General features: G+C 36.6%; 12 protein-coding genes. 1 reads left to right on the forward strand and 11 read right to left on the reverse strand.

Going from position 1 to position 14,887, the window contains the following annotated elements; translation table 11 throughout:
* Positions 1-49 precede the first annotated feature (49 nt).
* The 7 genes from OM074_RS09625 to OM074_RS09655 form a co-directional block, all read right to left on the reverse strand.
* On the reverse strand, positions 50-2,083 hold the full coding sequence (locus OM074_RS09625) for a ComEC/Rec2 family competence protein (protein WP_301199255.1): 2,034 nt from the start codon (positions 2,081-2,083) through the stop codon (positions 50-52).
* A gap of 38 nt (positions 2,084-2,121) precedes the next feature.
* On the reverse strand, positions 2,122-2,511 hold the full coding sequence (locus OM074_RS09630) for an SRPBCC domain-containing protein (protein ID WP_301199256.1): 390 nt from the start codon (positions 2,509-2,511) through the stop codon (positions 2,122-2,124).
* A 163-nt stretch (positions 2,512-2,674) separates the two neighbouring features.
* Positions 2,675-3,874: a C1 family peptidase gene (locus OM074_RS09635; RefSeq protein WP_301199257.1), complete on the reverse strand. Its 1,200-nt coding sequence runs from the start codon at positions 3,872-3,874 to the stop codon at positions 2,675-2,677.
* Between the two features lie 181 nt (positions 3,875-4,055).
* Entirely contained in the window at positions 4,056-5,129 is a 1,074-nt protein-coding gene (locus OM074_RS09640) for an AMP-binding protein (RefSeq protein WP_301199258.1), read from the reverse strand.
* Complete coding sequence (locus OM074_RS09645; protein WP_301199259.1) at positions 5,126-6,172, reverse strand: o-succinylbenzoate synthase; 1,047 nt, start codon at positions 6,170-6,172, stop codon at positions 5,126-5,128. The genes OM074_RS09640 and OM074_RS09645 overlap by 4 nt, the downstream gene beginning before the upstream one ends.
* 16 nt (positions 6,173-6,188) lie before the next feature.
* On the reverse strand, positions 6,189-7,091 hold the full coding sequence (menA, locus tag OM074_RS09650; RefSeq protein ID WP_301199260.1) for a 1,4-dihydroxy-2-naphthoate octaprenyltransferase: 903 nt from the start codon (positions 7,089-7,091) through the stop codon (positions 6,189-6,191).
* Positions 7,092-7,117: 26 nt separating this feature from the next.
* Entirely contained in the window at positions 7,118-9,214 is a 2,097-nt protein-coding gene (locus OM074_RS09655; RefSeq protein WP_301199261.1) for a methyl-accepting chemotaxis protein, read from the reverse strand.
* A gap of 226 nt (positions 9,215-9,440) precedes the next feature.
* On the opposite strand from OM074_RS09655, the gene OM074_RS09660 reads away from it, so the two are divergent.
* Positions 9,441-9,905 (forward strand): hypothetical protein, encoded by a 465-nt coding sequence (locus tag OM074_RS09660; protein ID WP_301199262.1) that lies wholly within the window; start codon positions 9,441-9,443, stop codon positions 9,903-9,905.
* A gap of 191 nt (positions 9,906-10,096) precedes the next feature.
* Here OM074_RS09660 and menB read toward each other — a convergent pair whose 3' ends face one another.
* Genes menB through OM074_RS09680 form a run of 4 tightly spaced genes read right to left on the reverse strand, consistent with a single transcriptional unit; the run spans position 10,097 to position 14,809 of the window.
* Complete coding sequence (gene menB / locus OM074_RS09665) at positions 10,097-10,918, reverse strand: 1,4-dihydroxy-2-naphthoyl-CoA synthase (protein ID WP_301199263.1); 822 nt, start codon at positions 10,916-10,918, stop codon at positions 10,097-10,099.
* A 13-nt stretch (positions 10,919-10,931) separates the two neighbouring features.
* Positions 10,932-12,629: a 2-succinyl-5-enolpyruvyl-6-hydroxy-3-cyclohexene-1-carboxylic-acid synthase gene (gene menD / locus OM074_RS09670; RefSeq protein ID WP_301199264.1), complete on the reverse strand. Its 1,698-nt coding sequence runs from the start codon at positions 12,627-12,629 to the stop codon at positions 10,932-10,934.
* 9 nt (positions 12,630-12,638) lie between these two features.
* Positions 12,639-13,736 carry an isochorismate synthase gene (locus OM074_RS09675; RefSeq protein WP_301199265.1) on the reverse strand — a complete coding sequence of 366 codons (1,098 nt, stop codon included), beginning with the start codon at positions 13,734-13,736 and terminating at the stop codon, positions 12,639-12,641.
* Between the two features lie 23 nt (positions 13,737-13,759).
* On the reverse strand, positions 13,760-14,809 hold the full coding sequence (locus OM074_RS09680; protein WP_301199267.1) for a nucleoid-associated protein: 1,050 nt from the start codon (positions 14,807-14,809) through the stop codon (positions 13,760-13,762).
* Positions 14,810-14,887 lie beyond the last annotated feature (78 nt).

A 14,887-nucleotide genomic window follows, 5' to 3' on the forward strand; every position in this document is an offset into this window, starting at 1 on the left:
CATTGCAAGCGAAATTTTTACTGACTATTTGAAACTAATTTTAAATACTTCACAAAGACACTGCTCCCCCCAGGGAAACAAAATAAAGATTTTCATAGGTTGATTTAAAACGCCTTAGCAAAGCCCTTGCCTTATATTTTGGTACCGACGAATCAAAAACTACTTTTTTATCGCCACAAAATTCCAATATATCACAAACTACTTTTTGGGGAACCCGCTGTGTTAGAACTATAAAATCAATCTCTTCTTTTACACACTCCAAAACATCAACATCAAGCAATCCATTGATTACAACTCCATGCTGATAACCATTTGCAACAAAGCAAATAGAAGAATCTTCTATACCCATCCTTTTTGCTTCACTTCGTAAATGATAATTCCACAAAGGCAAAACAGATTGCGACATAGTTTTGGAATCAATACTATCACTTATTAAACTGTCTGCCATTTGGGATGACAAACAAGATACTGCAGTATGCCCTTTTACATCATGTACAACAATCAAATCTTTCGACATTCGTGAAATTGAAGCCATTATATTGGTTCCCACTACAAATACAAAGGCAACAAGAGTCATCTTTAAAAAGAAAATCCGCTTATTTTGCTGAAAAATAACCAGCGCACTCATTCCTGCATAAATCCCAAACATTTCCACTTCGCCAATCTGAATGCCTGAAAATTTTGAAAAAGGCAATTCGTTTATCCAATGCGAAAACTGCAACATAAAACCCATCACATCTTCCACTCCCCCTATTATTAATTCATTGATCACAGAACCTCTATCAAAAACCATTAAAACAAATCCCCCCACAAACACAAATGGAACAACAGGGACTATTATCACATTAGAAATCAAAAACCAAACAGGAAAATAACCAAACGCATATATACTTAATGGAGCAGTACCTATTTGCGCCGCTAACGAAAGAGAACACAAATTCCACACAAGCCTCATCCAGGGAGTTTTAAAATACCAAACTCCATTTATCTTAGGGTAAAAATAAACAATGGATGCAACAGCAAAAAAACTTAACCAAAACCCCAGGTTCAAGATAGCTTCGGGCGTAAAAAGTAATATCACAAACGCAGAAATAGCCAGCGAATGATAAATATTATAATGAAGGTTTGAGTATTTTGAAATTGCAAATACCGAAAACATAACCGAAGCGCGGAATACAGAAGGCGACATACCTGTGAGAGAGGCATAAAACCACAAACAGAATAAAACAACGGACAATTTGAAAAACTTTAGTCCAGGCCCTTTTATTGGCGATAAAAGAAACATCAATAAAAGATATATGATCCCCACATGCATGCCAGAAATGGAAATAACATGAATAATCCCTGCTCCGGAAAACTCCAACCTGGTATCATAATCCATGTCTGCCTTAGAACCAATCAATAACGCAGACAGGACACCTCTTTCTTTATCAGGAAAACCCAAACAGGCTATCCTTTTTTCACACCACTTTCGTAACAAATACAAGTGACAATTAACAGAAAAACCCCTTTTAAATTTGACACAATCGTTGCTATGAATAAAAAATTGCCCCAACACCCCACGCTTTTGAAGATACAGGGAGTAATCGAAGGTATAAGGGTTGCTATTGGGCACAACTTTTTGCAAGCAAGCCCTAAACGCAATTCTATCGCCCGGAACCAAAGCCCGGGACAAACTATCCACATAATAGAATATATGGGCTTTAAATCCTTCTGCCTTACTGTTTTGTTCACTATTACACCTCACTTCTACCGTTTGCCCCTTTAAATTTTCTCTCAAAACTTTTGAAATGGTAGCTGTATATACAAACTCGTGGTTATAATCCGGTTCAAAATCATTAACCATTCCATTACTCCAGCCACCCACCAGCAACACTAAAGAAATGCCAATACCCGTCAACCAGCGGGCGGAATATTTTCTTTCAAGGCGAAAAACAAGATAGAACAACAAAAACAGACTCAACAACAAAAACACTCCATAAAAAACCGGCTTTATTGGAATAAAAAAAGACAAAAAGCGTCCCAGAATAAATGGTATAAGAATACGGACAAATGGGAACGCCCCAAAAGGAAAAGTTTTCATTAAATTAACAGCTTGATTAAAGATGGATTTATGCAGACTTAATCTTCTTCAAAAAATTCTTTTATGGCTCCAAGATAGTAGTCATTCCATCCTTCACAAATATCATCAAAATCATCTTCAGGAATATTGGTGTGCACCAACTCCACCTGGCAGAGATTTTTTTGTTCAAAAATCTTTATTGTAACAATAGATGGTTCCTCCTGCTCACCAAAATACCATTGCTGAACTACTTTTTTATTTGTTTCAAACTCAATATTCTTACCTGCAATATCTCCTTCCCATAGTGAAAACTCCGACCCCGGCTCAGTACTCATCACGGCAGGATACCCCGACCACAATTCAATTGTAAATGGATTTGTTAATGCTGCATATATGTCCTCAGCCTCAGCCTTAATTTTCAATCTGGTTTTATAGTCTTTAAAACTCATTTTATATATTTTTTTAAAATTTTTTCTTAGCTCCAAAACAAAGATATAAAAAAAGCCACCTCTTAAAAGAGATGGCCTCATCCTGATACCATAATTTACTTGATTGGGTAAAACGTTGATGATGATATCGGAATTTTTTATTTAATTCAAAAGACAATGCTTATTACTTTAAACCTAACTTCTTCTTTAGTTCTTTTGGAAGAACATTTTTATTGATCATTATGTTCATGGTTTTAAGCAAAACAAAAGGTTCTGAGGCATAAAAGTACCCATCATACTTATTATTAGTATCCCATGAATTTTTTACTTTATAATAGCATTTTCCTTCCTGATCCTTTACCATCCCGGTAATATGCATTCCATGATCATCTGTTGTAAGGTAATTATCAAACAATTCCTGACGCATTTCTGCCGATACCGACTTTTCTTTTACAGGACCATCAAAACTAAACATCATTCTTTCCCTTTCAGCTTTGGTCATACTCTCCCATTTTGATCTTTCCGAATCAGATAATTCTTCAATATCATTTTCAGGAACTATGGCTACCCCATTTCTGAATGAAAAACCCTTTTCACTAACATCCGAAGCCCAGGCAAACGTATGTCCCTGTTCAAGCGACGAATGCATAACCTCTTTTAAATCATCCAGCGTAACATTATATACCTCACCCCAAACCCAGTTATCAGGCACCTCAAAAATAAACTTTGAATAATAGGGGTGATGGGTAAAAGATGTAACGATGATATAATCTTCAGGATTAATCCCTGTATATTCTTTAGCAAACGACTGTGGAGTATATTCTTTACCTTTATATGAAAAAGTTTCAGGGTAAACACCCAGGTAAGCATCCAAAATACCATTAAAACCCTTATGCCATACAGTAGACAACTTCTTGTTTTTATTTGTGATTACAGCATCTACATATGATTTTAACAAGGCATCCATTTCACCATGTACATGCTTCGACTCACCATAATGCAAACCATCATAGGCACCTTCCGGAACCAAACCATAATTACGCCAAACATACAACAAATCTTCAAACGAACCTCCTGCGCCAAAATTTAAGTTACCATGTAAACGAACATACTTGCTTGCCTTATCTGAATAACAGTTTCTTACTACAAACATTTCAGATAAGTCAACAGGCTCCTTTCCTGCTTTTAACATTTCTGATTCCAAAAACGATAATCCTGAAAAACTCCAACACGTACCTGATCTGTTTTGATTCTTAACTGATGTAGCCTCTAAATCATAAATAGTTTCAAATTGATATCCCTCTTTAGCTTCATCTTGCGCCCAACTTGACTGAATGGTCAACACAATTAACAACAAGCTACAAAGCATTTTCATTTTCATCATTTTCCTTATATTATTCATTATTAGATAAATATTCTACAAAAAAGCACCCCTTCTTTGGAAAGTTCACAAAGAAAATAAATATCATATTATTATTTAATGATATATTACAGGTTTTCAGCCAATATCTAAACCCAACACATAAATCAACTTAAAATGCAGTAGAAAGCTTACTTCTCCAGCCTTATTTATTTAAAATCCTGCCTATAAGATTTTTAACCTCTCCCCTCTGGATTTTATCTGTGTCAGTACAGGGGAATGAAGGGATTTGCACTATTTCTTTAGGCTTTTCATATTTAGATAAAGAAGTATTTAGGGACAGGATTGTTTTCACCTCATTAATATTACAACCTTCCAAAACCACCAACACTACCTTCTCCCCAAGCACCTCATCTTCAACAGAAGACACTAAACAGGCAGCAGACAGGACTTTACTTAGCTTTTTCTCAATTTCTTCAGGAAACAGTTTAATCCCTCCTGAATTAATCACATTATCATACCTCCCTTTCCATTTAAACTCTAACGGAGATACTAAATCAACAATATCGTTAGTAATTAATTTTTCATTTAAAACATCCGGCGCATCAATTACCAGGCAATTTCTTGAATCAACTTGAAACAACACATTTGGCATGGCTCTAAAATTAGCCTCTCCCACCCTGCGGACCGCCACATGCGAAACTGTTTCCGTCATTCCATAAGTCTCATAGCAGACCGTACCTGCATTATGCAATCCACTTTTAATATCCTCATTTAAAGCCCCCCCTCCAATAATTACAACACCAACCTTATCGCCCTGGCAAATACTATTGAGACAATTAGTTACTTGCATGGGTATCATGGCAGCAAAATCAACTTTTGTTTGAATTTCATTTAAAGGATTGCCCGTAGGCTCTTTTAACAACAAATTAAACCCACCAACAAAGGCACGAACCAACATCATTTTTCCGGCTATATAATTGGCTGACAAACACAAAAGCACTGTTTTTTCGGATGACAAGTTAAAATACTTTACTGTTTTGGCAGCAGAAGCAATCATATGTTTTTTATACAATCGGATCGTTTTAGGTTTACCTGTAGATCCGGATGTACACCCCATAACATGAGCTGAATCACTTACCCATTCAAGTATAAAAGAATATACAGGCTTTATCCATTCCGGGATTGCTTTATCACTCAACTTTTCTTCACAAAAGGAAACCAACCCCTCTTTTTCCCTGTAAATCCCATCAAGTTTTATTCCCTGATAACCCTTCATGGCAAATCCCCCCAGCTTTCATTTTGATCATAGCAAAGACGGCCCCCATTAACTTTTAATGGAGAATTAATGTTATTTGAAAACACCTGTCCGGTACCCAAGCCCTGTGGCATTGAATTATTTTGTAATGAAGTCCACTGCGCAATGGCATTGAGTCCGATGTTGCCTTCAAGTGCAGATGTAGCCCACCATTTAATTCCGGCACATTCAGCTATATGCACCCATTCCTCTGAAGCTTTAAACCCTCCAAGCAACGAAGGTTTTAAAATGATATAATCCGGTTTTATGGTATCAATAAGCCTTTGCTTTTGAGATACCCCGTTTATGCCAATCAATTCCTCATCAAGGGCTATGGGCAGAATTCCTTTCGAACACAGATCTGCCATCAATTCCCACTGTCCTGCCTTTACAGGCTGCTCTATTGAATGTATTCCCAGTTCACTCAACCTTTTTAGCTTTGATTCTGCATCATTTTTAGTAAAAGCTCCATTGGCATCCACCCGTATTTCAATTTCGGCAGGAGAAAATGATTGACGTATCCCCCTTATCAGCTCAATTTCTTTCTCAAAATCGATAGCTCCAACCTTTATTTTAATACAGTTAAAACCATCATCCAGCTTCTGCTTTAACTGTGATTTCATATAGGCAACCTCCCCCATCCAAATAAGGCCATTAATTGGAATACTTGCGTTTCCGCTATAAAAACCACTTGAATATACCATTCTTTTTCCACCGTTTTCCAAATCAAGCAAAGCCATTTCTAATCCAAACCTCACAGATGGAAAATCGATCAGTGCAACATGCAAATTTTGAGCATACTCATTTATATTTTCGCACACTTCTTGAATCTTTGATTCATACCCTGGCACATAGTCAATACTGAGACCAGGTAAAACGGAACATTCACCAACTCCAACAACTTCAGCATTTTGGGAATCACAAACAAATAAATACCAACTATCTTTATGCGTTAACACACCACGGGAAGTTCCACCCGGTGTAATAAACCGGAATCTATGCTTTTTATAATATGCTCTTAACATTTTGCGGACTAATTTATTATATACACAATGCTACGCCCGACAATAAAACAAGGAAAAATGTAGCCAGTGCAAGTTTTTTCAGATAGGGATAAAGATTAGAAGGATCCTGATTTTTATAAACAAAAACCAAGTCTTTAACCAAAAGAATATATACAGGAATAAAAAACCAACGCCAAATAGACTCAAAGCAAACCAATCCGTAAATAACAAACAGAAGCATTGAACCAACAATTAAAAACAAATGGTATTTTTTACCCCAACTACTTCCTTTAATAACAACAAGTGTTCTTTTCCCCGATTTGGCATCACTATCCACATCGCGTAAATTATTCAGGTTTAATACACCAACACTCAACAGCCCAACTGTAGTTGCAGGTAGCAACAACCAAAAGTTCAAGGTGCCTACGTGCAAAAAATACGTTCCTAAAACCCCAACCAATCCGAAGAATACAAACACAAACAAATCGCCCATTCCCCTATAACCATATGGATTTTTGCCTACAGTATATTTTATAGCAGCTACAATAGATGCCATTCCCAACAATAAGAAAAGCCAACTTTTTAAACTTATTGCCTCAAAATCTGCAAAAACTATCAGTGTTACACCTGACACCAATGATAAAAAAGCAAAAACAATGACGGTCAGCTTCATTTCTTTCATTGATATTTTACCAGAAGCCACCATTCGCTCAGGACCAACCCGCTCCATATTATCAGCGCCGGAAACCGCATCTCCATAATCATTGGCAACATTGGATAAAATTTGTAAAAAGATAGTGGTTAATATGGCAAGAAAACCCACCGCTTCATTGTAATTTCCATCATATGAGGCTAAAAAATTACCCATTAACACAGTTGATACTGCCAACGGAAGCGTACGCAAACGAAAGGATGAAATGTAAGATTTTATTTTGGACATGGCTTAAAAAATAAGCCCCAAAGATATTAAAAGGTATCAAAACCCTTTTCAAAATCTTCGTCAAAATCTTTATCTATATTCTTAACGACCTTACCCAGATTAACAGGAGGATGGTTTTGAACCACGCTATCTTTATCCTTATGCACTATTCTTGTCTGTTTTTTAGGATTCGCTTTCTTTGGGGCGGAATTTTTCTGCTGTGAGATTTCTGTGTGTCCGTTAATTTTAAAATAACTAATCAACTCCTTAAGCTTATCTGCCTGAGCAGACAATTGCTGAGCACTTGCTGCCAATTCCTCACTTGCCGAAGCATTCTGCTGTGTCAAATTATTTAGCTCTTGTATTACGGTATTGACTTGTTCTGCGCCCTTTAATTGCTCTTCACTTGATGTAGATATTTCCTGAACCATTTCAGTTGTTTTCTCTATCTCCGGTGCCATTTCATTCACCTGGTCACCTGCCGATTGAACAACTTCAATACTCTTTCTGGACAATTCTGAAATAGCATTGGCAGCTACTTTACTAACTTCAGCCAATTTCCGTACCTCTTCTGCAACAACCGCAAAACCTCTCCCTTCGCTACCAGCCCTTGCTGCCTCCACGGCTGCATTCAAACTCAAAATATTGGTTTGTGCAGCAATGTCTTCTATTACCTTAATTTTTTGTGAAATGCTATTGGTAACCTCAATTGACTTATGAGTCCCCTCATATACACCCTTCATTGTTTTATGTGCATTTTCGGAAATTTGCCCGGTGCTTTTAGCATTTTGAGCATTCATCTCTATGTTACTTACCATTTCTTCCATAGTAGAAGATACCTCCTCTACAGAAGCAGCCTGTTGAGTTGCCCCTTGCGATATTTGCATTGAAGTTGAACTAACCTGGTGCCCGGCCGAAGCAATATTAGATGAACCTGTAATAATCTCTGACACAACCTCTTTGAGTTTGCCTACCATCTCATTTAAAGCAGATGCCATTTGACCAATTTCATCTTTCTGATTTATTTGTACTTTAGCAGACAGATCACCACTGGCCAGATGTTTGGCAAACTCCATAGTATTCTCTAAAGGTTTACTAATTGAACGTGCCACATATCTGTTTACAACAATAAAAACCACAATACCAATAAACAAGGCAACCAATATTGCTATTAGCAATTTTACTATTACCTTATCAATATCTGACTTATAATAAGATACGGCCACAAACGATTCAATTGCCGGTATATATTCAAAATACAACACCTTTCCTTTACCCTCAAAATCATAATAAAACTTCCCCTTATCTGCACTTTTTGAATACTCTGTTATCTTTTTAAAAAAATCATCTTCAGTAAAGTATTCACCTTCTCCGGTTGGATGTATTAACATCTTCCCCTCCTTATCTATAATAAACGGATAGCCCGTTTCCAGATATTTTTTACCGGCAAATATCTGCTTAACTTTTGCCAGATCTTTTTCTTTCATTCCTACATAAAGAATTCCCTCCACTTCACCATCAACATAAATAGGTTCATAAACAGTAAGATACCAATCATCAACAACAAAGGCCCGTCCCCTGAAGGTATCTCCTTTTACCACTGCCTTTGCAACAGGAGAATCATTGGGTATATAAGTGTTTACAGCCCTATTTCCTTGTTGATCCTTTATATTGGTTGATATTCTTAAAAAGCCATCCGGAATTTTTTGGAATACAGTAACCGAACCATTAGTCATTTCGCCCAACCTGTCCACAAATAGATTATTGCCATAAACAGCCTGTCCTCCACGCATAAAACCAGGTAGTTCAACTACAGATACTTGTTTTGTTTTCTGGTTAACAGCCTGAACCATGGTGGCCTTGCGCTCGTTTATACCCACTTCTTCCTGATAAAAAAAATCATGAGCTACTAACATAGAGGAATTGACAAACTCTTGTTTGGTTTCAATTTGTAACTCAATCATTGTTTTAAGGTTATGAGTTTCTTCATACGACAGGTAATCCATTGACAGACTTACCGTTTTGTACTCTGATAGTAAGGCAAAAATCCCAAAGGCCGAAATGATAATCACTACTACCGAACCCAATACTAAATTCAACCTTCTCCCAATCCTGATATTCTTTAATGACCAACTCTTTTTCATACCGTTCCATATTAAATTCAACAACCGCACTTTAGAGTTAGCCTTAACAACCACACTAATTATCAACACATTAATGCAATCATTGTATAAGTTACAACTTTATTCATTTAAAGTCACTGCTTCATATGAAAATGAGTTTATCGAATAGATTAGTCAATAAATACAGAAAACCCATTACCTAAATTGGATTTTAATTATATTAGTGTTCGATTAAATTATGCAAACTATGGAAAATAAATACTCATCATTACTACTTTCGGACAAAGCCATTTCTCATATATACGGAATTGCCAGATGGACAAAATTCCTTGCAGTACTAGGGTTTGTTTTTTGGACTCTCTATATCCTAATAGCCCTGTTTACTAATTTTATGATTTTGGTAGAAAGCACAAAACAAGTTCTTCCATTTTCTCCCATATCCTTTTTTATCACTACTATTGCATTTATTGTGATAATGTTTTTCCCCATATATTTTTTAAATGGATTCTCAAATAAAATTAAGCGTGGATTAAAAAAACAGAATGGACAGGATGTTGATTTGGCATTTAAAAATTTAAGGTCGTATTACCGGTTTATTGGGATACTAACCATTATCTCATTAATACTATATACGGTGTCTGTAATTGTATTCTACAACCTCCTATCAACAACTATTACAGAGATACTTCAAGGCTATCCAACTGTAGTATAGTAAAAAACTCTGACAATCGTTTATTGCCAGAGTTTTTATAGTTCTTTTTATCATAACAGATCGTTAGATTTTAGATAAGAGATAAGAGACTTATTTGCAAGATACTTAAAATCAGATTTTTACCTAACTTAAGTTGATTTCATTAAGCATCTCATAATCTAACACTTATAAAAAACTAACGAACTAATGTATCAGGGAAACTTCGGAAATTGTCCAAAATCAGGATCCCTTTTCTCTAAAAATGCATTTTTCCCTTCCTGGGCCTCCTGCATCAAATAATACATTAAAGTTGCATCACCTGCCATCTCCATTATCCCATGCTGTCCGTCGAGTTCGGCATTAAGTCCCCTTTTTATCATTCGTAAAGCCAACGGGCTTCTTTTCATAATTGTTCTGCACCACTGCACTGTTATATCTTCCAGTTCTTCCAGAGGCACTACTTTATTGACCATACCCATTTTTTCAGCTTCCTCTGCGGTATATTGTTCACATAGGAACCATATTTCACGAGCTTTCTTTTGTCCCACCTGGCGGGCTAAATACGAGGAACCAAAACCTGCATCAAAACTACCTACTTTAGGCCCGGTTTGTCCAAATCGTGCATTGTCCGAAGCAATAGTCAGATCACAAACAACATGCAATACATGACCACCTCCAATGGCATAACCATTTACCATAGCTATTACCGGCTTAGGAAGAGAGCGTATTTTTTTATGCAAATCAAGCACATTCAGGCGAGGCACCCCATTCTCATCAATATAGCCTCCAACACCTTTCACCTTCTGGTCTCCGCCTGAGCAAAAGGCCTTATCCCCTGTCCCTGTTAAAACTACAACATTAATATCCTGACGCTCTCTACATATTTCAAAAGCATCCAGCATTTCCATGTTTGTTTCAGGTCGAAATGCATTATAAACCTCTGGCCGGTTAATAGTAACCTTTGCAATACCTTCAAAAAATTCAAACTTGATGTCGGTATACTCTTTTATTGTTTCCCAGCTATATTTACTCATTACAAAAATGTTTTTATATTTTAAACACTAAACTCTTAAAGTAGTTTCGAAGTATTTCACCATTCAAATCACCTGGCGTAAATACCTCTAATATAGAAGCTTGTTCATTTTCAAGCAAAAACTCATTATATACAGTCCTTAATTCATCTTCACCCGAACATGAATAATACCTTAATCCAAAAGCTTTAGCAATATATTTTGCCGATTGATTATGTTTTGCCTCAAAAAATTCTTCCAGCTCTTCTGTTTGTGACGGGCCAGGTATAAACCTGAAAATACCGCCACCTCCATTATTGATCAATACAATTTTAAAATCCTTACGAAGGTATTTATTCCACAGGCCATTTGAATCGTAAAAAAAAGACATATCGCCAGTAATAAGAAGCGTAGCCTTTTGAGATACATAAGCAGCTCCGACAGCAGTACTGGTAGATCCATCAATTCCGCTCGTCCCCCTGTTGGCAAAAGTATCCTCATGAATTTCATCCTGAAACAATTGGGCATACCTTACTGGCGTACTATTGGCCAACTGTAAATTGATATTCTGTGGCAAATTTGTAAATATGTGTGATAAAGCTTTAAAATCACTCCATTCAACATCATTGCAATAATCCAGATGCAACAATCGGTTTTTAACACTTAAGCCCATCCACAAATCCCTATAATCTGAATCCTGAGATTGCACACAGCCGGCCATTTGCAAAAAAAACATTTCAGGCTTCACTTTTACTGCTAATGACAAATGCTGAAACGTATCAATAACCTCCTCATTTAATGAAATATGCCAATGATTTTGGGGAGCATTGTTCCTTAAAAACTTTTTGATCTGTTTACTTACTATTTGTCCCCCAAAAGAGATTAACAGCTCGGGCGAAAAATCAACTGCCTTGTCTTCTTCAATACTAAAAACCTGCCTGTCTATGCACTCTACAATATTTTCACCCTTAATATTTGAGGTGGTTTCTGTAAGAAAAACAGTATTGGGTTGCTGCGATAAGACATTAATAGCTTTATTCAACTCTTCATTTGGGTGACAAACTCCACAGACTACCATCACCTTTTTAGCATAGCTCCACTGTTGAGCTAAAGCACGTAAATTTTCCTCGCTTAGCGCACTTGATGGTTCAACAACATCAATGGTGTTATATGAACCCGGTTTCAACTCCCCTTTTTTATACAATGGTTCACGTAACGGAACATTAATATGAACAGGACCTGACACATTTCCATTTGCTCTGTTAAAGGCCTCTGACACCAGTCGTTTTACATACCAGTGATCATCCTGTAAAATAGCTTCTACAGGCAAATTTGCCTGAAACCTCACATAATTTTGATACAATCCCTGCTGGGGAATAGTCTGTCCATCCGCCTGACCAAGCCATTCCACAGGCCTGTCAGCTGTTAAAACCACCAACGGAACTTCCTGATAAAATGCCTCTGCTATGGCAGGAGCATAATTTAGCGCTGCCGTACCGCTTGTGCACAATAATGCCACAGGCCTTTGTAACTGTTGCGCCATCCCCAGTGCAAAAAAGCCTGCACTTCTTTCATCTACTATGGTAAAGCATTTTATTTCAGGGATAGAGCTAAATGAGAGAATTAAAGGCGCATTGCGTGAACCGGGAGAAATCACTACCTCCTTCAGTCCTTTGGCAATTAATACCTGAACCAATATTTTAACAGACGATTTATCAGATATTTCGTAAGACATACTTTTCAATTAACCTTTTATCTCATTTATAACATCCAAAAGAGTACTTGCTTTCAATTCTGTTTCATTCCACTCCTGCTCAGGCTTCGAACCAACAGTAATACCCCCACCCAAAAACATATCAACACCACCATCATTAAACTTCATGCATCGGATATTAACAAACAACTCTACATTCCCATTGTTAATTCTGCCAATAAAACCTGCATAATAACTGCGCATATGCTCTTCTACCCGGCGAATAACCTCCATTGCTTCATTTTTAGGCAAGCCACAAACAGCTGGTGTAGGATGAAGATCTTTAACAAAATCTCCAAGCTTATCTCGCAATCCGTTTACTGCAAACCTGTAGATTGTTTTAAGATGAAATAACCTACCTGCTTTTACACTTTTAGGACCATCAACATCTGCCTCATCCACCCCATATCTTTTTAAAACATCTGTGACAAAATCAGTAACAATCTGCTGCTCCTCCTCTTCTTTATTCTGCCATTGCGAATGCTCTCCTTCACTGATGGTTCCGGCTAACGAAACTGTTGTGCCCAAATTGTTTTCGACCTTGAAAAGAAGCTCAGGACTGGCACCAACCCACAAGCCTGAATTTAAGGTATAATACATAAAGGCATAAGCCTCCGGGTATTTGCTGCACAACTTATAAAACAAATCAGCAGCACAAGAATCATCAACCCCATCAACTCTTTTTATTCTCGAAAGAATGGCTTTTTCTATTTTACCTGATTCTATTGCTTTGTATAATTGGCGATATTGTTTTTCATATGAATTATAGGTAGCATAGCATTTACTTTCAGTAGTTTGATCACCTGACGTTTTGATTTGTTTAATTGCTTCAAATACTTCGGCAGAAGTTGATCCTTCAACAACAAAATCATCTTTTAAAAACAATCCGGCATCATGCTGCAGATCAAAAGGTGCTATAACAAAACCGCTTTTTTTTAAGTATCCTGAAAGCTCTTTGTCTCCATACACTCCCACTTCTTCACTAATGAGCAGAGTTATTTTTTCTTCTCCTGGATTCTTATATATTGCAAAAGGAGCATTGATTCCAATACAATACTCCAATACTTTCTTCTGACTAATTTCTGCCACAATAAATTCTCTATTTAGGCAATTTAACTTTCCACTTCGTAATAAAGAGTATAGTAATTCAATCCTTTTTGCTGATCATATCCTCGTTCCACATAATCTCTGCGTCCATGGATATAAACATGAAAGTTCTTATCTAGTTTCAAAATTGATTTAAATGTACCCTTCTGACCTTTTACTGCACTCTTTGAAATATCAAACTCTTCTTTTAAAGGCATACTACCCTCCTGCTGAAAGCTTTCCTTATAATCTTTAAAAGCATCAATTATTTCAGGTTGCCCCATAACCTCGTGTTCAAAATTGGCTTCATTAAAGCTATCTTTATTATTAAAGAAATCCATTGAACGGTTAAGCATATCAATCTGATCAGCTCTGGCTACGTCATTTTCTTTATTATAAACATTATCCACAAAGCCCCGGCACATTTCAAGGTAATTCTTTGTAAAGTAATAATTATCTTCCCTGGGCTGAAGACCTAAAAAATCATCGACCCAAAACCGAGCTTCATTTCCTTTATTAATATTATCCACTGAACAGATCTTATATCCATCTTCCTTTTCGGTATTGAATATCAAACAGCCTTTATCCAGTTTTTTAATATTGATTCCTTCCTGAGTACCCAGTTCAAAATTCTGGTTATTCAGATACACCTTTAAAAATGTTTCCTTGTTCTCCGATTTAAAAACCCCCATGGCATCAACCAGTTCTCCATCCACTACCACATTTTTAAAAACTGCCAGATACAATTCTCCACCCCTTATTTTGGGATGATTGGAATTTTCATAAAGCCATTCTGAAATCTGAATAGACGACTGATAAAAATCTCCGGCTCCTTCAAAAAGATCCCTCACATTGGTATAAACAATATTCTGTTCCAAATCTTCCGGATGAAAAAAGGTATAATATGAATCATCCTTAAATGGCTTAAAAAAATAATTCAACAACACATCCTTTACCATCTCATCATCCTGCAAATCCATGGTATCCTTTGAAAATCTAATTGGTTCAGCTTCTGACCTTGACCCAATATGATGTACAACCATACTTTCAATGGTTGCCTGCGAAAAATCAATCATCTTAATTTGTTTTTATCTAAACAGCCTACAAATATAATAATAACCTAAACTCGGCATAATTTATATTTCAGTCATTTT

The organism is Plebeiibacterium marinum (assembly GCF_026013615.1).
GTDB classification, from domain to species: Bacteria; Bacteroidota; Bacteroidia; order Bacteroidales; family Marinilabiliaceae; genus Saccharicrinis; species Saccharicrinis marinus_A.

Bases quoted from the DNA above. Each gene is read 5' to 3' on its own strand.
- OM074_RS09625 (WP_301199255.1), bottom strand. From the start codon at position 2,083: ATGAAAACTTTTCCTTTTGGGGCGTTCCCATTTGTCCGTATTCTTATA.
- OM074_RS09630 (WP_301199256.1), bottom strand. From the start codon at position 2,511: ATGAGTTTTAAAGACTATAAAACCAGATTGAAAATTAAGGCTGAGGCT.
- OM074_RS09635 (WP_301199257.1), bottom strand. From the start codon at position 3,874: ATGATGAAAATGAAAATGCTTTGTAGCTTGTTGTTAATTGTGTTGACC.
- OM074_RS09640 (WP_301199258.1), bottom strand. From the start codon at position 5,129: ATGAAGGGTTATCAGGGAATAAAACTTGATGGGATTTACAGGGAAAAA.
- OM074_RS09645 (WP_301199259.1), bottom strand. From the start codon at position 6,172: ATGTTAAGAGCATATTATAAAAAGCATAGATTCCGGTTTATTACACCG.
- menA (WP_301199260.1), bottom strand. From the start codon at position 7,091: ATGTCCAAAATAAAATCTTACATTTCATCCTTTCGTTTGCGTACGCTT.
- OM074_RS09655 (WP_301199261.1), bottom strand. From the start codon at position 9,214: ATGAAAAAGAGTTGGTCATTAAAGAATATCAGGATTGGGAGAAGGTTG.
- OM074_RS09660 (WP_301199262.1), top strand. From the start codon at position 9,441: ATGGAAAATAAATACTCATCATTACTACTTTCGGACAAAGCCATTTCT.
- menB (WP_301199263.1), bottom strand. From the start codon at position 10,918: ATGAGTAAATATAGCTGGGAAACAATAAAAGAGTATACCGACATCAAG.
- menD (WP_301199264.1), bottom strand. From the start codon at position 12,629: ATGTCTTACGAAATATCTGATAAATCGTCTGTTAAAATATTGGTTCAG.
- OM074_RS09680 (WP_301199267.1), bottom strand. From the start codon at position 14,809: ATGATTGATTTTTCGCAGGCAACCATTGAAAGTATGGTTGTACATCAT.